Annotated in this window: 17 protein-coding genes and 1 riboswitch; of the genes, 8 read left to right on the top strand and 9 right to left on the bottom strand. The window is 70.7% G+C overall.

Annotated elements, in window-relative coordinates; translation table 11 throughout:
• Nucleotides 1–76 precede the first annotated feature (76 nt).
• A complete protein-coding gene (thiC, locus tag ABZ135_RS37705; protein ID WP_356702734.1) occupies nucleotides 77–1885 on the bottom strand; it encodes a phosphomethylpyrimidine synthase ThiC in 1809 nt (602 codons plus the stop codon).
• A riboswitch (TPP riboswitch) is annotated at nucleotides 1879–1994 on the bottom strand. (Overlaps the previous gene by 7 nt.)
• A 72-nt stretch (nucleotides 1995–2066) precedes the next feature.
• On the opposite strand from thiC, the gene ABZ135_RS37710 reads away from it, so the two are divergent.
• Nucleotides 2067–3485 (top strand): YibE/F family protein, encoded by a 1419-nt coding sequence (locus ABZ135_RS37710; RefSeq protein ID WP_356702736.1) that lies wholly within the window; start codon nucleotides 2067–2069, stop codon nucleotides 3483–3485.
• A 38-nt stretch (nucleotides 3486–3523) separates the two neighbouring features.
• Here the strand turns inward: ABZ135_RS37710 and ABZ135_RS37715 are convergent, their stop codons facing one another.
• The 4 genes from ABZ135_RS37715 to ABZ135_RS37730 all read right to left on the bottom strand — a co-directional run bounded on the left by ABZ135_RS37715 (nucleotide 3524) and on the right by ABZ135_RS37730 (nucleotide 5807).
• Nucleotides 3524–3958, bottom strand: coding sequence for an SsgA family sporulation/cell division regulator (locus ABZ135_RS37715; RefSeq protein WP_356702738.1), 435 nt, complete (start codon nucleotides 3956–3958; stop codon nucleotides 3524–3526).
• A 136-nt stretch (nucleotides 3959–4094) separates the two neighbouring features.
• The gene (locus ABZ135_RS37720) at nucleotides 4095–4865 is read right to left on the bottom strand and encodes a helix-turn-helix domain-containing protein (RefSeq protein ID WP_356702740.1); all 771 of its coding nucleotides are present in this window, start codon (nucleotides 4863–4865) and stop codon (nucleotides 4095–4097) included.
• Nucleotides 4866–5109: 244 nt separating this feature from the next.
• A complete protein-coding gene (locus ABZ135_RS37725) occupies nucleotides 5110–5328 on the bottom strand; it encodes a DUF5326 family protein (RefSeq protein WP_352076825.1) in 219 nt (72 codons plus the stop codon).
• A 161-nt stretch (nucleotides 5329–5489) separates the two neighbouring features.
• Nucleotides 5490–5807 (bottom strand): cupin domain-containing protein, encoded by a 318-nt coding sequence (locus tag ABZ135_RS37730; RefSeq protein ID WP_356702742.1) that lies wholly within the window; start codon nucleotides 5805–5807, stop codon nucleotides 5490–5492.
• Nucleotides 5808–5858: 51 nt separating this feature from the next.
• Here ABZ135_RS37730 and ABZ135_RS37735 point away from each other — a divergent pair, with 51 nt between their 5' ends.
• The 4 genes from ABZ135_RS37735 (at nucleotide 5859) to ABZ135_RS37750 (ending at nucleotide 9077) form a co-directional block, all read left to right on the top strand.
• The gene (locus tag ABZ135_RS37735) at nucleotides 5859–6236 is read left to right on the top strand and encodes a phage holin family protein (protein WP_356702744.1); all 378 of its coding nucleotides are present in this window, start codon (nucleotides 5859–5861) and stop codon (nucleotides 6234–6236) included.
• Between the two features lie 7 nt (nucleotides 6237–6243).
• The gene (locus ABZ135_RS37740; RefSeq protein ID WP_356702746.1) at nucleotides 6244–7425 is read left to right on the top strand and encodes a cystathionine gamma-lyase; all 1182 of its coding nucleotides are present in this window, start codon (nucleotides 6244–6246) and stop codon (nucleotides 7423–7425) included.
• A 223-nt stretch (nucleotides 7426–7648) separates the two neighbouring features.
• Nucleotides 7649–8545, top strand: coding sequence for a LysR family transcriptional regulator (locus ABZ135_RS37745; protein ID WP_356702748.1), 897 nt, complete (start codon nucleotides 7649–7651; stop codon nucleotides 8543–8545).
• 52 nt (nucleotides 8546–8597) lie between these two features.
• Nucleotides 8598–9077, top strand: a complete 480-nt coding sequence (locus tag ABZ135_RS37750) for an NUDIX hydrolase (protein ID WP_356702749.1) — start codon at nucleotides 8598–8600, stop codon at nucleotides 9075–9077.
• A gap of 18 nt (nucleotides 9078–9095) precedes the next feature.
• Here ABZ135_RS37750 and ABZ135_RS37755 read toward each other — a convergent pair whose 3' ends face one another.
• Together ABZ135_RS37755 and ABZ135_RS37760 are read right to left on the bottom strand one after the other, a co-directional pair.
• Nucleotides 9096–10478, bottom strand: a complete 1383-nt coding sequence (locus ABZ135_RS37755; protein WP_356702764.1) for a globin domain-containing protein — start codon at nucleotides 10476–10478, stop codon at nucleotides 9096–9098.
• Nucleotides 10435–11088, bottom strand: a complete 654-nt coding sequence (locus ABZ135_RS37760; RefSeq protein ID WP_356702751.1) for an HAD-IB family phosphatase — start codon at nucleotides 11086–11088, stop codon at nucleotides 10435–10437. The genes ABZ135_RS37755 and ABZ135_RS37760 overlap by 44 nt, the downstream gene beginning before the upstream one ends.
• Nucleotides 11089–11241: 153 nt before the next feature.
• Here ABZ135_RS37760 and ABZ135_RS37765 point away from each other — a divergent pair, with 153 nt between their 5' ends.
• The 3 genes from ABZ135_RS37765 to ABZ135_RS37775 all read left to right on the top strand — a co-directional run bounded on the left by ABZ135_RS37765 (nucleotide 11242) and on the right by ABZ135_RS37775 (nucleotide 13147).
• Nucleotides 11242–12105 carry a GNAT family N-acetyltransferase gene (locus ABZ135_RS37765; RefSeq protein ID WP_356702753.1) on the top strand — a complete coding sequence of 288 codons (864 nt, stop codon included), beginning with the start codon at nucleotides 11242–11244 and terminating at the stop codon, nucleotides 12103–12105.
• 99 nt (nucleotides 12106–12204) lie between these two features.
• Entirely contained in the window at nucleotides 12205–12663 is a 459-nt protein-coding gene (locus tag ABZ135_RS37770) for a MarR family transcriptional regulator (protein ID WP_356702755.1), read from the top strand.
• Between the two features lie 31 nt (nucleotides 12664–12694).
• A complete protein-coding gene (locus ABZ135_RS37775) occupies nucleotides 12695–13147 on the top strand; it encodes a GNAT family N-acetyltransferase (protein WP_356702758.1) in 453 nt (150 codons plus the stop codon).
• Nucleotides 13148–13213: 66 nt separating this feature from the next.
• Here ABZ135_RS37775 and ABZ135_RS37780 read toward each other — a convergent pair whose 3' ends face one another.
• A complete protein-coding gene (locus ABZ135_RS37780) occupies nucleotides 13214–14596 on the bottom strand; it encodes a serine hydrolase domain-containing protein (protein ID WP_356702759.1) in 1383 nt (460 codons plus the stop codon).
• Between the two features lie 17 nt (nucleotides 14597–14613).
• The coding region (locus tag ABZ135_RS37785; RefSeq protein WP_356702762.1) for a sigma factor-like helix-turn-helix DNA-binding protein at nucleotides 14614–15168 on the bottom strand (555 nt) is incomplete at its 5' end.

Raw genomic sequence — 15168 nt, forward strand, 5'->3', positions numbered from 1 at the left:
GGAGAGGCGTCCGCCGAGGAGCAGCAGACCGCCGAAGGCCTCCCCCGGGGGCGTCAGCCGGCCGCGTCCGTGGAGGTCAGTCCGCCATCGGCAGATAGACCCGGTTGCCCGCCGCCGCGAACTCGGCCGACTTCGCGGCCATGCCCTGCTCGATCTCGTCCGCCTTCAGGTCACCGCCGTGCTCGCGGCGGATGTCCTGGGAGATCTTCATCGAGCAGAACTTCGGGCCGCACATGGAGCAGAAGTGCGCCGTCTTCGCGGGCTCCGCCGGCAGCGTCTCGTCGTGGAACTCGCGGGCCGTGTCCGGGTCGAGGGCCAGGTTGAACTGGTCCTCCCACCGGAACTCGAAGCGCGCGTCCGACAGGGCGTCGTCCCACTCCTGCGCGCCCGGGTGGCCCTTGGCCAGGTCCGCCGCGTGCGCCGCGATCTTGTAGGTGATGACGCCCGTCTTGACGTCGTCCTTGTTGGGCAGGCCCAGGTGCTCCTTAGGCGTCACGTAGCAGAGCATCGCGGTGCCCCACCAGGCGATCATCGCGGCGCCGATGCCCGAGGTGATGTGGTCGTACGCGGGAGCGACGTCCGTGGTCAGCGGGCCGAGCGTGTAGAACGGCGCCTCCTCGCAGATCTCCTGCTGAAGGTCGATGTTCTCCTTGATCTTGTGCATCGGGACGTGCCCCGGGCCCTCGATCATCGTCTGCACATTGTGGCGCTTGGCGATCGTGTTCAGCTCGCCGAGCGTCCGCAGCTCGGCGAACTGCGCCTCGTCGTTGGCGTCCGCGATCGAGCCGGGCCGCAGGCCGTCCCCGAGCGAGTACGTGACGTCGTACGCCGCCAGGATCTCGCAGAGCTCCTCGAAGTTCGTGTAGAGGAAGTTCTCCTTGTGGTGCGCGAGGCACCAGGCGGCCATGATCGAGCCGCCGCGCGAGACGATGCCGGTCTTGCGACGCGCGGTGAGCGGCACGTACGGCAGCAGCACACCGGCGTGCACGGTCATGTAGTCGACGCCCTGCTCGGCCTGCTCGATGACCGTGTCCTTGTAGATCTCCCAGGTCAGCTCCTCGGCCTTGCCGTCGACCTTCTCCAGGGCCTGGTAGAGCGGCACGGTGCCGATCGGCACGGGGGAGTTGCGCAGCACCCACTCGCGGGTGGTGTGGATGTTGCGGCCGGTGGAGAGGTCCATGACCGTGTCGGCGCCCCACTTGGTGGCCCAGGTCATCTTCTCCACCTCCTCCTCGATGGACGAGGTGACCGCGGAGTTGCCGATGTTGGCGTTGACCTTCACCAGGAACCGCTTGCCGATGATCATCGGCTCGATCTCCGGGTGGTTGACGTTCGCCGGCAGCACCGCCCGGCCCGCCGCGATCTCCTCCCGTACGACCTCGGGGGAGACGTTCTCGCGGATCGCGACGTACTCCATCTCCGGGGTGATCTCGCCCCGGCGGGCGTACGCGAGCTGCGTGACGGCCTGGCCGTCACGGCCCCGGCGGGGCAGCCGGGGGCGGCCCGGGAAGACCGCGTCGAGGTTGCGCAGCCCGCCGCCGCGCGGCGAGGTGTGCTTGATGCCGTCGTCCTCGGGGCGGACCGGACGGCCCGGGTACTCCTCGGTGTCGCCGCGCGCGATGATCCAGTTCTCGCGCAGCGGCGGCAGCCCGCGCCGTACGTCGGTGTCGATGGTCGGGTCGGTGTACGGACCGGACGTGTCGTACAGCGTCACGTCCTTGCCGTTGGTGAGGTGCACCTGACGGACCGGCACCCGGATGTCGGGGCGGGAACCCTCGACGTATCCCTTGTGCCAGCCCGGCGTGCGCTCCTGTCGGCCGCTGCCGCTCCGGTCGTCCTGGCCGTCCTGGTCGGAGGCAGGCGTGCGTGCGTCCTGAATGGTCATGAGACCTATCTCCCTACGCCGGCATTACCCGGTAACAGGTTCGGCGGTCGGCGCAGCTCGTGGTCAGCGCCCTCTCAGCCCGGTGCTCCGAGCTCCCGCGTGTGCAAAGGTGTCACCACGCTAGCGTCATCCCGGGCGTGCTGAACAGTGGGGGCCCTGACGTTCTTGCGATGATCGGTCGGTGACCTCCTCGCAGCAGACCCCCGAACCGCACGGCCATGAGCATGGCGACGAGCACGGGCACCAGCACGGGCACGAGCCCGGCCGCGCGCCCGGCCATGGGCATTCCCACGCGCACAGTCACGGCCCCGCCGCGCCGGTGTCCCGGCATCTGCGCAAGGTCATCGCCGCCGTTCTGATCCCGTTCGCCACCGCCGTGGTCGTCGGGCTCCTGGTGCTGTGGCCGGGTGGCGCCCCGGCGCACGAGCGCACCGGGGTCGGCTTCGACCGGCAGACCGAGCAGGGCAAGGTCGTCGCCGTCGAACAGGTCGACTGCAAGGACGTGAACGCGGCCCAGGTCCCGCCGACCGGGGACACGTCCACGCCGCAGGGCCGCGAGGCGGTCGACGCCCAGCAGGGGCAGTGTGAGAAGGCGACGGTCGAGGTGACCACCGGACCGGACAAGGGCCGGAAGTTCACGGAGATCGTCCAGCCGGACGCCCCGCGGCAACTGGACGAGGGTCAGGGCGTGGTGGTGGCGTACGCGCCGGACGCGCCGCGCGATCTGCAGTACTCCGTCACGGATGTGAACCGGAAGCTGCCGATCGGCCTGCTCGCCGGCATCTTCGCGCTCGCCGTCGTGGTCGTCGGCCGGATGCGCGGGCTGATGGCGCTGATCGCGCTCGCCGTGAGTTTCCTGGTGCTGACCCTCTTCATCCTCCCGGCGATCCTCCAGGGGTCCAACCCTCTGGTGGTGGCGGTCGTCGGATCGAGCGCCATCATGCTGGCAGCCCTCTACATGTGCCACGGCCTCTCGGCCCGCACCTCGGTCGCGGTGCTCGGGACGCTGGTCTCGCTGCTGCTGATCGGCCTGCTCGGCTCGCTGTTCATCGGCTGGGCCTCGCTGAGCGGCAACACGGACGACAACACCGGTCTCATCCACGGGCTCTACCCGGAGATCGACATGTCCGGTCTGCTGCTCGCCGGCGTGATCATCGGTTCGCTCGGCGTCCTCGACGACGTGACGGTGACCCAGACCTCGGCGGTCTGGGAACTGCACCAGGCCGATCCGCGGATGGGGCCGCGGGCGCTGTACCGGGCCGGGATCCGGATCGGCCGCGACCACATCGCCTCGGTGGTGAACACCCTGGTCCTGGCGTACGCGGGTGCGGCGCTGCCGCTGCTGCTGCTGTTCTCGATCGCGCAGAGCAGTGTGGGGACGGTAGCCAACAGCGAACTGGTCGCGGAGGAGATCGTGCGCACGCTGATCGGCTCGATCGGTCTGGTCGCCTCGGTGCCCGTCACCACCGGCCTGGCGGCGCTGGTCGTCTCGGCCGACCGTCCGGGGGGCGGCGAGCAGCGGGCCGGCGCCGGAGGCCAGCGCGCGGGCGCCGGGGGTCAGCGGTCGGGGCGGGGCGGGCGGCGGCGCCGGGCCAAGTGACCCGGCGACCGCCCGGTGTCACCCCGGGTGTCCGGGCCTCAGCCGGCGTTCTCCTCCGCCAGGATCCGTCCCAGCGCGGCCTCCAGGTTGTCCTCGAAGTCGCCCAGCGTCCGTTCCTGACCGAGCGGAACGAGCTTGTCCGTACGGTCGAGGAAGGCGACCAGCGGCGGCGCGCTCGCCCGGAACAGGGCGCGGTCACTGCCGACCTGGAGCCGGATCAGCACGTCGGAGAGTCTCTCGGGATCGGACGGCGCGATGTGCACATCACCGTCCCCGGTGGCCCGGTTGATCCCGTCGACCAGCAATTCCCTGCCGAACGCCCAGGTGACGGGCGCGTCTCCGGGAAGGTGGAAGGTCATCCGCACCGCATAGGGATCGCGGGTCTCGTATCGCAGTTCCACCGGGATCCTGAAGGAGAGCTCCTCGGAGACGAGGAAGCTCATCAGGACCTCGGCCTGAACCGTCTCTCGCATCTTGTACCCCGCAGTAGATGGGCAGTTGTGTAAACACGCTGCTGAAAGCTGTGGTCGAAACGGCCAGGAATGATCCGTCATGGCCCTCTTGACGCAATCGTGCTGTACGCGCTAGCAGATCACAAGGAGTGATTTTTCAGATACTGATAGAGAAGGCGAGTGAACTGAAGAGCCTTCCGATCTCGTTCTGTAGCTGCTCGATAGCAGGCAGCAACCGTTCTTCCTGGTGAAGAGGCAGCGAAATCGCCATGGCGGCCGCCGTGGAGCCCGCGGTGATGGGGATGGCGGCGCAGACTGTGCCGAGCGCATATTCCTGACGCTCTACCAGCGGTTCCATTCGCCCCATACCGCTCAAACGCTCCAAAAGGGCGCGCTGATTACGCACCGTATACGGCGTGATGGCTTCGACCGGATGTCGGTCGAGGTGGTCTTGACGGCTCTTCAGATCCAGTTGACTCAGCAGACACTGCCCGATGGCGTGCGCGTGGCCGGTCTGCCGGAAGTCCGCCCATTCCTCCACGGCCGGGGCGGCGGGAGTGTCGGCGACGGCGACGAGCTCGATCTCACCCTCGCGGTAGACGGCGAAGTAGACGGGGACGCCGATGGTGTCGCGCCAGCGGGCGAGAGAGTCTTCGATCTTGGTGCGACGATTCTGCAGAACGCCGCCGCCCATCAAGCGGCCGGCGGCGTCCCCGAAGACGAACACACCCTTCTCACGGCGCAGATAGCCCTCGTGCGTCAGGGTGCGGAGCAGGTGGTACGCGGTCGGGAGCGGGAGCCCCGCCTCGCGCGCGAGCTGTTTGGCGGGCGCCCCGTCCTCGTGGGAACCCACGGCCTCGAGCAGTCTCAGTGCTCTCTGCACCGAGCCGATCAGAGTAGGAGCAGCGGGCTGCGAAGCAGTGGCCAAAGGTCACCCCCAGGCGTGTCGACGAGTGCGTCGCACCCGCCCGCGGGGGCCGCCCCCGCGCGCCCGCCGCGACCTGGGACCGGTCGACTCGATCGAGGTCTTCGCCTGTGGTTCCCGGGGGCGGCAGCGGTTTTACACTCTAATGGCAGCTCCCAGGGCCATTGTCCGTTTCAACCTGGGCGTTCGCTCGGGCGGGCTAACGCCCTGCGGGGACTTCCTACCGTCGGGTAACCGGCGGTGGCGGCTACCAGTCCCCGCGCGAGGTCGAGGAGGACGTGAACTTCCGGACCACGTAGATCAGACCGCCGACCAGGGCCACGAACACCAGCAGCTTGAAGAGCAGTCCGACCACGAAGGTCAGGACGCTGGTGATCAGACCACCGAAGACGACCAGGGCGATGAGGGGTATGGCGACCCACTTCACCCACCACGGCATCCCCGCGAGAATCTCCTTCACCGCCATTGCGCTTACCTCATCTCCGAAGGCCGCCGGCACGCTGTGCGCCGGACACCCTCGATGCTAGGGGCGGGGACCAAGCGAACGGGGGCCTCCCGGCCCCCGCTTCTCCCTGATCCACCCCCTAAGGGGCGGGCCCCCCGACCGTCCTGGCCCGTGCCCGGGGCTCAGCCCTCCGGGGGCGAGAACACCACCATCACCCGCAGGTCCTCCGTGATGTGGTGGAACTTGTGCGGCACTCCGGCCGGCACGTAGACGACACTGCCGCGCGCCACCTGGGTGGTCTCCGTCCCCACCGTGATCGCGGCCCTGCCGCTCACCACGAAGTACACCTCGTCCTGCCCGTGCGGCTGCTGGGGGTCCAACTGGCCCGCGTCGAGCGCGTACAGGCCGACCGACATGTTCCGCTCCCGCAGGAACTGGAGGTAGGCGCCGTCGTTGGCCGCCCGCTCCGCTTCCAGCTCGTCCAGTCGGAATGCCTTCATCGCTCGTCCGCCCCTGCCCTTGGCCAGATCATGTCTGCCACGATCTGACACATGAAGAATTTCGTCGTCAAGACGCTCGCGAACGCGGGCGCCCTGGGTGTCGCCATCTGGCTGCTCCAGGACATCACACTGACCGGTGACAGCACCGGCAAGACGGCCTGGACCCTGATCCTGGTCGCGCTTGTTTTCGGTCTGGTGAACTTCCTGGTGAAGCCGGTCGTGAAGCTGCTCACGTTCCCGCTCTTCGTCCTGACCCTCGGTCTGATCACCCTGATCGTCAACGCGCTCATGCTGCTGCTGACCTCCTGGCTGGCCGACAAGCTCGACCTCAGCTTCCACGTGGAGGGCTTCTGGACCGCCGTACTCGGCGCCCTGATCATCTCCGTCGTCTCCTGGGCGCTGAACGTCGTCCTGCCCGACGGCGACTGAGGGCCGCATGAGCGACAGGAACACGGTGAGCGGTACGGGCGACGGCACGAGCGCCGAGGAGCACCGCGCCCTCGGCGACGGCACGCGCGCGGTGCGGGCCGGACTGCCCGAGCCCGTGAAGTACGAGCCGACCCTGCCGGGCCCGGTCTTCGCGGCCCATTTCCATCTGCCCGGCGAGCCCACCGGCCCGTACACGTACGGCCGTGACGAGAACCCCACCTGGACCCATCTGGAACGGGCGATCGGCGAGCTGGAGGCGCCGGGGGAGAGCGGCGTGGAGACGCTGGTCTTCGCCTCCGGCATGGCCGCCATCTCGGCCGTCCTGTTCTCCCAGCTCAGCAGCGGCGACGCCGTCGTCCTCCCCACCGACGGCTACCAGGCGCTGCCGCTGCTGCACGAGCAGCTTCGGGCGTACGGGATCGAGGTCCGCACCGCACCGACCGGCGGGGACGCCCAGTTGTCCGTCCTGGCCGGGGCGAAGCTGCTGTGGCTCGAGACCCCGTCCAACCCGGGGCTCGACGTGTGCGACGTGCGCCGCATGGTGGCCGCGGCCCACGAGGCGGGAGCCCTGGTCGCCGTCGACAACACCCTGGCCACCCCGCTCGGGCAGCGGCCCCTCCACCTGGGCGCCGACTTCTCCGTGGCCAGCGACACCAAGGGCATGACCGGCCACGGCGACATCCTGCTCGGTCACGTGACCTGCCGCGATCCGGAGCGGGCCGCCGAGGTACGGCGCTGGCGGAAGATCGTCGGCGCGATCCCCGGTCCGATGGAGGCATGGCTCGCCCACCGCTCCCTCGCCACCCTCGCGTTGCGGATCGACCGGCAGTGTGCGACCGCGCTCGCGCTCGCCGAGGCGCTGGCCGGGCGCCGGGACGTGACGGGGCTGCGGTACCCCGGGCTGCCCGGGGACCCCTCCCACGAGGTGGCCGCCCGGCAGATGCGGCGGTTCGGTTCCGTGGTCTCCTTCGTCCTGCCGGACCGGGAGTGGGCCGACCGCTTCCTGGACGCGCTGCGGCTGGTCGACGACGCGACCAGCTTCGGCGGGGTGCGGTCCACGGCCGAGCGGCGCGGACGCTGGGGCGGGGACGCGGTGCCCGAGGGCTTCGTCCGCTTCTCGGTGGGCGCGGAGGACCCCGACGACCTCGTCGCCGACGTCCTGAACGCCCTCGACAAGGCCGCGCGGTAGGCAAGGGGCGTTCCGAACCTCCCCCCTCGTGGCTCGGAACGCCCCTGGTCCCTCACGGAATCAACACGCGGAGACCTGTCTTAAGAAGGCTAGTTGACTGAGCGTCAGTGTCCAATCACGCTAGCGACAGCGACCTATCGACTTATTTATAGTTGGACGGTCCTGAGGCGATGTCAGCGGACCGCCTGAGTCGAACGGCCGCACCGGCCGGGAGGGGGCGGGCATGGATCTGACCCTGCTGCGCACGTTCGTCACGGTGCACCGGGCCGGCTCCTTCACCCGCGCCGCCGCGCTCCTCGGCCTCTCCCAGCCGGCCGTCACCAGCCAGATCCGCACCCTGGAACGCCAACTCGGCCGCCCCCTCTTCCTCCGACAGGCCCGAGGGGTCACGCCCACCACCACCGGCGACGAGCTCGCCCACCGCGCCGCCCCGCACCTGGACGCGCTCGTCGAGATCGCCGAGACCGGCCTGGACGAGCAGAGCGGAGTGCGCACCCTGCACATCGCCGGACCGCCCGAGTTCACCTCGGCCCGGGTGCTGCCCGCGCTGACCCCGCTGGTGGCCCAAGGGCTCGCGGTGCGCGCCTCCCTCCTGGGCAACGCGGAGGACACCCTCGACGGTCTCGCCGCCGGTCACCACGACCTGGCCGTCGCCACCGCCCGGCCCCGGGGCGGCCTCTTCACCGCCACGCCGCTCTGCGACGAGGAGCACGTCCTGGTCGCGGCCCCGCGCTGGGCCGCCCGGCTCTCCCCCGACGTGCTGCTCCGCAAGGGCGCCGTCGTCCTGGAGCAACTGCCCGTGGTCGAGGTGCACGAGTCACTTCCCTTCGTCGCCCGCTACTGGGCGGCCGTCTTCGAGACCAAACCGGCCGCCGCGGCGACCGTGATCGCTCCCGACCTGCGGGCCGTCCTGGAGTCGGCCGCCTCCGGCGCCGGCCTCGCCGTGCTGCCGCGCTATCTGTGCGAGGACGACCTGGAGCGGGGGCGGCTCGTGGCGCTGCTCGACCCGCCGGTGCCGCCGCTGCGCACCTACTTCCTCGTCGTCCGCACCGGCACCCTCGCCCTGCCGCACATCGCGCGGGCCCACGACCGGCTGCTGCGCGCCGCGGGGGACTGGTGACTTTCGGGACACCGTGCGTTTCAGGACACCGGGGAACGGCCATTTTCTTCCCATGACCGAACGACCAGTGGTCAAGCGCACCGCACGCGCCATCCTGCTCGACGGGGACGACCTGATCCTCATCAAGCGCACCAAGCCCGGCATGGACCCCTACTGGGTGACGCCCGGCGGCGGGGTCGAACCCACCGACGCGACGGTCGTCGAGGCCCTGCACCGCGAGGTCCACGAGGAACTCGGCGCCAAGATCGTCGACGTGGTGCCCTGTTTCGTCGACACCGTCGAGCACATCGTCGACGGCGGTGTCTCCGGGGTGAAGGTGCAGCACTTCTTCGTCTGCCGCCTCGAATCGATGGACCCCGCGCAGCGGCACGGCCCGGAGGTCGAGGAGCCCCAGGGCGAGTACGAGATCGTGCGCGTGCCGTTCAGCCGGGTCGGGATCGCCGCCGTCCATCTCGTCCCCCTCTCGCTGCGCCACTACCTGGACGGCAACATCGAGGGCGTCCGCGCCATGCACGCGCCCGACCTGGGCTAGGCCCGCCTGGGGCGCCCCCTAGGCCGGGACCGCGAGCTCCCCCAGGTAGTCGTGGCGGATCCGGTCGGTGGGGATGCCGGCGCCCCTCAGGGCGTCGACCCCGCTGCGGATCATGCCGAGCGGGCCCGAGAGATAGGCGTCGTACTCGGCCCACGGCCCGTACCGGCACACGGCGTCGGGAAGCCGTCCCTCCTTCTCGGTGACCGGGCGGACGGCGAGCCACGGGAAGGTCTGCTGGAGCCTCATCATCGTGTCGATGTCGTACAGGTCGTGTCCGCTGCGGGCGCCGTAGAACACCTCGACCGGTCGTCGGTCCCCGTGCTCCGCGACGTCCTCGACCAGCGCCTTGATCGGCGCGATGCCGGTCCCGCCGCCGAGGCAGAGCAGCCCGTTGTCCGTGGAGTGGTCCACGGTCATCGAACCAGCCGGCGGTCCGAGCCGCAGCACGTCCCCGGGGCGGGCACGGTGGACCAGGGCGTTGGAGACCCAGCCCGCCGGTACGGCCTTGACGTGCAGAGAGAGAAGGCCGTCCGGGCGGGGCGCGGAGGCGAAGGAGTAGTGCCGCCATATCCGCGGCCACCAGGGCGTCTCCAGGGTCGTGTACTGCCCGGCGAGGAACGGATAGGGCTGGTCGGGCCGGAGCGTGATCACGGCGATGTCCGGAGTCCGCAGATCGTGGGAGACCACCTCGGCCTGCCACCAGGCGGGCGCGTGCCGCTCGTCCTCGGCGGCGGCGTCGATCATGATCTGCGAGATCGTCGTGTACGCCCGCACCCAGGCCGCCTGCGTGTCCTCGTCCCAGGTGGAGACGGCGTAGCGGTCGAGCGCGCCGATCAGGGCCTCACCGACCGCCGGGTACTGGTCGGGCCGGGTGCCGTACTTACGGTGCCCGCGCCCGAGGTTCCGGAGGTACTCGGTGAGCACCGCGGTGTCGTCGAGGTGCTCGGCCGCCGTGAGCAGCGCCTTGAGGAGCCGGTCGCGCTGGGTGTCCATGGCGGCGGGGAACATCGCCCGCAGCTCCGGGTGGCGGGTGAAGAGCAGCGCGTAGAAGTACGAGGTCACCCGGTCGGCCACGGGGGCGATCTCCGCCAGGGTGCGGCGGACCAGAACCGCGTCGGCCGAGGGCCGGGGCGCGGCCTCCTCGGGCGGGGGCCCCTCGGCCAAGGGCTCCTCGGGCGAGGGTTCCTCGTGGACCGGCCGTGCGGCCGGTATTCGGGGCGGTGCGTCCATCGCCCCAGCCGGAGCATCCGTCATGTCCTTGCCTCCCCGCAGTCGGCCTCCGTGCTCGCAGGATGGCAGTCCGATGGCGAGAACGGGCAGAAAGCGGGATTCCCGGTGATTCGCCCTCCGTGGACGGCTAGGCTGCGCTCTTTCGGACCAGCGCGTACGCCTCGCGCAGATCCGCCCCGGCGTAGCTGTGGCGCGCGAGGTGGGCGAGGTGGTGGTCCGCGTTGACCGCCACGGTCTCGGGGACGAGGGCGAAGAGCTCCGCGTCGGACATGGAGTCGCCGTAGGCCACACAGTCGGCCGGCTCGACCCCGAATCGCGCGCAGAGCTCGCCGGCGATCCGAACCTTCGCCGAGGCGTTGAGGATGCCGGGCCGGTGGACCGGCTCGGTGAAGGGAACGGCGGGCCAGCGTGAGCCGTGGGCCGCGTCCGCTCCCCATTCCAGGAGCCGTTCGACGAAGAAGTCCGGCGAGAGGGAGATCACCGCACAGTGGCCACCCTCGGCCCGGATCTCCGCCCACACCTCACGGATGCCGGTGAGCCAGGGAGCCCCCTCGAAGGCGGCCGTCACGTGCTCCTCGGTGAGCTCGGCCCAGAGCTCACGGGCCCGCACCGCGAACTCGTCCGGGGCGAGCCCGCGCAGCAGGAAGTCTTGCTCCAGCTTCTCGATCTCCTCGCTCAGTCCGAGCTGCCGGGAGATCTCCACCGCGGCGGCCGAGCCGCGGATCAGGGTGCCGTCGAGATCGAAGAGGTGCAGTCTGCGCCTGCCGTCGAGGGTGGTCATGTACGCCGAGGCTAGTACGCCCGGTTACTCCCCCGGTCAGACTTGGGAGGCAGCGGATGTCCGGCACCGTGTTTCACGTGAAACATCGACGGGCGCGCCCGCTTCCCGTAAAACGGTGGACGCGTCCTCCTCGGGTCGGAGAGCCTGATCACCATGCCCCTCTCGCATCCTCCGCTCGATCGGCTTCCGATCCGACGCCTCACCTCCGACGACCTGCTGGCCTGCGCCGATCTCTCCGAGAACCGGGGATGGCTGCGCGAGGAGCGCAAGTGGGGGCTGCTGCTCACGGCGGGCGTGGGCTACGGCATCGACGACCCCGCGGGCAAGGGACTGCTCACGGCCTGCGTCGTGACCTCGTACGGCCCCGGTCTCGCCGCCATCGGCATGGTGCTGGTCGCCGAGGCGTACGAGCGCCGGGGCGTGGGACGCCGGCTGATGCGGCACGTCCTCGCGGAGGCCGGCGACACCCCGCTCAGCTTGTACGCCACGAGCAACGGGCAGCCGCTCTACGAACAACTGGGCTTCACCTCGGCCGGCCGGTCGGAGATGCTCCGGGGCCGTTTCACGCCGACCGAGCCGGCACCCGAGCGCACGGTCCGGGCCGCGACCGCGGAGGACCTCCGCCCTGTCCTGCGCCTCGACCAGGAGATCTTCGGGGCCGACCGCACCCACCTCATCACCCGCCTTCCCGCCTTCGCCGACCATGTGCGGGTCGCGGAGGAGGACGGCGAGATCACCGGCTTCGGCGCCCTCTGGCCCAACATGGACACCCATGTCATCGGCCCCCTGATCGCCCGGGACCCGGGCACGGCGCAGGCGCTGGTCGCCTCGCTGGCCGCCGCCACGGACCGGCCGCTGCGCACGGACGTCGACACCCGCCACACCTCGCTGCTGACCTGGCTGAAGTCGAACGGCCTCGATCAGATCGCCACGACGACCATCATGATCCGCTCCCTGCCCGACCTCCCGGGCGACTGGAGCCGCCGTTTCGCACCGCTGACCGTCGCCGCGGGATAGGCCGGAATTAGTTGCGCACGCCGATTTTTGCGCTTCATCGTCTACTCTGGTAGAGAGCCGCTCCGGACCGAGGAGAGACCGAGGAAGCGAGGAATGACCATGACGGCGACGGACCCCGCCCTGACGGCCCTCTCCCAGGGCTGGTGCGCCCTCTCCCTGCTGCACGGCAGGATCGAGGCGCACATCGAGCGCGCTCTGGAGTCCCGGCACGGTCTCAGTGTTCGCGAGTTCTCGCTCCTCGACGTCCTCAGCCGTCAGCACGACGGCCCCGGCGGGCACCTCCAGATGAAGCAGGTCGCCGACGCCGTCGTACTCAGCCAGAGCGCGACCACCCGGCTCGTCACCCGCCTCGAGGACCGTGGTCTGCTCACCCGCTACCTGTGCGCCACGGACCGGCGCGGCATCTACACCGATGTCACCGAGGCCGGGCAGAAGCTGCTCGACGAGGCCCGCCCCACCAATGACGCCGCCCTGCGCGAGGCGCTCGACGAGGCCGCCAAGAACCCCGAGCTGGCCCCGCTCGTCCGCGTCGTCGAAGGACTCGGCGTTCCCGTCTGAACCGACCGGCCGGAGGCGTAGCCTCGGTCTCATGAGCGATCTTGAGATTCGGCCCGCCGAGCGGGCAGACCTTTCCGCGATCGTCGCGATGCTCGCCGACGACCCGCTGGGCGCCCAGCGCGAGTCGCCAGACGACCTCACGCCGTACATCGCCGCCTTCGACCGGCTCGCCCCGGATCCGAACCAGCATCTGGTCGTCGCCGAGCGCGCGGGACGGGTCGTCGGCACGCTTCAGCTCACCGTCATCCCCGGCCTCTCCCGCCGGGGCACCACCCGCTCGATCATCGAGGGCGTCCGCATCCACGCGGAGGAGCGCGGCAGCGGGCTCGGCACCCGCCTCATCGAGTGGGCCGTCGAGGAGTCCCGTGCGCATGGCTGCCGACTGGTGCAGCTCACCTCGGACGTCACGCGCACCGACGCCCACCGGTTCTACGAGCGGCTCGGCTTCGAGCCCTCCCACGTGGGCTTCAAGCTGACCCTCTGAGCCCGTCCCGGCGACGGAGGGCGATGTTTCACGTGAAACATCGCCCTCCGTCACATGCCGGGCCGGTCAGAGGCCGCGCCAACCCGCCTCGTCCACACCACCGGGCACGGCGTCCCCCTGCTCGTAGGGCTCCCGGGTGAAGACGAAGGAGCCCAGGTCGAGATGGCTCACCGTGCCGTCCGGCCGCCGCACCACCCTGAGCGTCTCTCCCTGGTAGTAACCGTCGAGGCCGATCCAGCCTCCCTCCGGCAACGCCCGGAACGTGGCCCGCCGTCCGACGCCGCGCAGCGGCTCCAGGGTCACCCCGCGCCCGGCGCCGAGCCTGAGCCCGTACGCGTACGTGCCCCAGTACCAGGGGCCGGTCAGCGCGAGCAGATCCTCGTCGACCTCGGCCGCGGGAAGAGGCCGCCAGGGCTCCGGGATGCGCGGCTCGGCCTCCGCCACGATCCGTACGAGATCGGCCGCCACGACGGACGTGAGGGGGCCGGACGTGGCGTTGGCCAGGGCCACCGAGGCCAGCCCGTCCTCGACGCTCACCCAGAGGCAGGCGACGAAGCCCGGGAGCGATCCCGTGTGCCCGACGAGCGTCCGGTCTCCGCTGCGCAGCACCTGGAGCCCGAGACCGTACCCGCCCTGCCCGTCACCGGCCGCCGGCGGCACCGCGGGCACCCGCATCTCCTCCACGGACGCCCGGCGGAGCACCCGGTCGTCTCCCTCCGCCAGGAACGCGGCGAAGCGGCAGAGGTCGCCGACCGTCGACCAGAGCTGGCCGGCCGGCGCCATGAGTCCCAGATCCTCCGCCGGTTCGGGCAGCATCACATCGGCCCACGGATGCACCGCCCACCCGCCGGCGTGCGGGGCGACCGGCTGGGCGGTCGTCCGGTCAAGCCCCAGCGGCTCCAGGATCTCGCGGCGCAGCGCCTCTTCCCAGGACACTCCGCGCACGGCCTCGACGAGCGAACCGAGCAGCGTGTAGCCGGGGTTGGAGTAGTGGTGGACTCGCCCCGCCGGGTGCAGCATCGGCCGCTCCCCCAGCACGTCGGCCAGTTCGGGCCGCGTCGTACCGGGCGTGCGCTCCCACCACGGCGACGGTGTCTCCGCGGCCAGACCGGCGCTGTGCCCGAGGAGCTGAGCGATCGTCACCTCGCCCACGCCGGTGCCCTTCAGGTGCTTCTTCAGTGGGTCGTCGAGCCCGAGGAGCCCTTCGTCCCGCAGCCGCATCACCAGGACGGCGGTGAAGACCTTGGTGATCGAGCCGATCCGGAACTGCGTCCCGGCGTCCGGCTCGTGCCCGTCGACACAGCTACGCGACCCGAACCAGACGGCCCGCCCCTCCCGCACCACCCCGGCGGCGAAGGAGGGCGAGCGCCCCTCGGTCTGCGCGACCGCGATCCGGTGGAGCAGGGCGCGTTCGGTACTCGGCAGCAGGGATGCGAAGGATGAGGTCATGCGGTCATCATCGCCGTTCAGCCGAGGCTGAGCGGGGTCTCGGAGCCGAGGCGGCTCAGCTTCTCGGGGTTGCGGACGTAGTAGAGGCCGGCGATACGGGCGTCCTCGACCCGGATCGCGAGGACGCCGTCGACCTCTCCGTCCATGCGGACGAGCAGCGCGGGGCTGCCGTTGACCAGGGTGGGGTCCAGCTCGATCCGGATCATCGTCGTGGTCCTGGCCCTGCGCAGCCCGCCGAGCATGAAGCGGGCCACCTTGTCGGCGCCGGTGACCGGCCGCGGCGATGCCTTCTTGAAGCCCCCGCCATCGCTCACCAGGACGACCTGCGGGGCGAGCACGTCGAGCAGCCCCTGGGGGTCGCCGGACTCGACGGCCCGCCGGAACGACTCCAGCGCCGCGTCGGCCACGCTCCGGGGGACCACCTGGCGGGGGCGGCGGGCGTCGACATGCCGACGGGCGCGGTGGGCTATCTGCCGAACGGCCGCGGGGCTCTTGTCGACGGCGGCCGCGATCTCGTCGTAGCCGACGTCGAACGCCTCGCGCAGCACGAAGACGGCCCGCTCGGTCGGCGA

The sequence above is a fragment of the Streptomyces sp. NPDC006339 genome, assembly GCF_040612775.1.
GTDB lineage: Bacteria > Actinomycetota > Actinomycetes > Streptomycetales > Streptomycetaceae > Streptomyces.

Bases quoted from the DNA above. Each gene is read 5' to 3' on its own strand.
- ABZ135_RS37765 (WP_356702753.1), top strand. From the start codon at position 11,242: ATGCCCCTCTCGCATCCTCCGCTCGATCGGCTTCCGATCCGACGCCTC.
- ABZ135_RS37745 (WP_356702748.1), top strand. From the start codon at position 7,649: ATGGATCTGACCCTGCTGCGCACGTTCGTCACGGTGCACCGGGCCGGC.
- ABZ135_RS37750 (WP_356702749.1), top strand. From the start codon at position 8,598: ATGACCGAACGACCAGTGGTCAAGCGCACCGCACGCGCCATCCTGCTC.
- ABZ135_RS37780 (WP_356702759.1), bottom strand. From the start codon at position 14,596: ATGACCTCATCCTTCGCATCCCTGCTGCCGAGTACCGAACGCGCCCTG.
- ABZ135_RS37770 (WP_356702755.1), top strand. From the start codon at position 12,205: ATGACGGCGACGGACCCCGCCCTGACGGCCCTCTCCCAGGGCTGGTGC.
- ABZ135_RS37735 (WP_356702744.1), top strand. From the start codon at position 5,859: ATGAAGAATTTCGTCGTCAAGACGCTCGCGAACGCGGGCGCCCTGGGT.
- ABZ135_RS37775 (WP_356702758.1), top strand. From the start codon at position 12,695: ATGAGCGATCTTGAGATTCGGCCCGCCGAGCGGGCAGACCTTTCCGCG.
- ABZ135_RS37760 (WP_356702751.1), bottom strand. From the start codon at position 11,088: ATGACCACCCTCGACGGCAGGCGCAGACTGCACCTCTTCGATCTCGAC.
- ABZ135_RS37715 (WP_356702738.1), bottom strand. From the start codon at position 3,958: ATGCGAGAGACGGTTCAGGCCGAGGTCCTGATGAGCTTCCTCGTCTCC.
- ABZ135_RS37725 (WP_352076825.1), bottom strand. From the start codon at position 5,328: ATGGCGGTGAAGGAGATTCTCGCGGGGATGCCGTGGTGGGTGAAGTGG.
- ABZ135_RS37740 (WP_356702746.1), top strand. From the start codon at position 6,244: ATGAGCGACAGGAACACGGTGAGCGGTACGGGCGACGGCACGAGCGCC.
- ABZ135_RS37730 (WP_356702742.1), bottom strand. From the start codon at position 5,807: ATGAAGGCATTCCGACTGGACGAGCTGGAAGCGGAGCGGGCGGCCAAC.
- thiC (WP_356702734.1), bottom strand. From the start codon at position 1,885: ATGACCATTCAGGACGCACGCACGCCTGCCTCCGACCAGGACGGCCAG.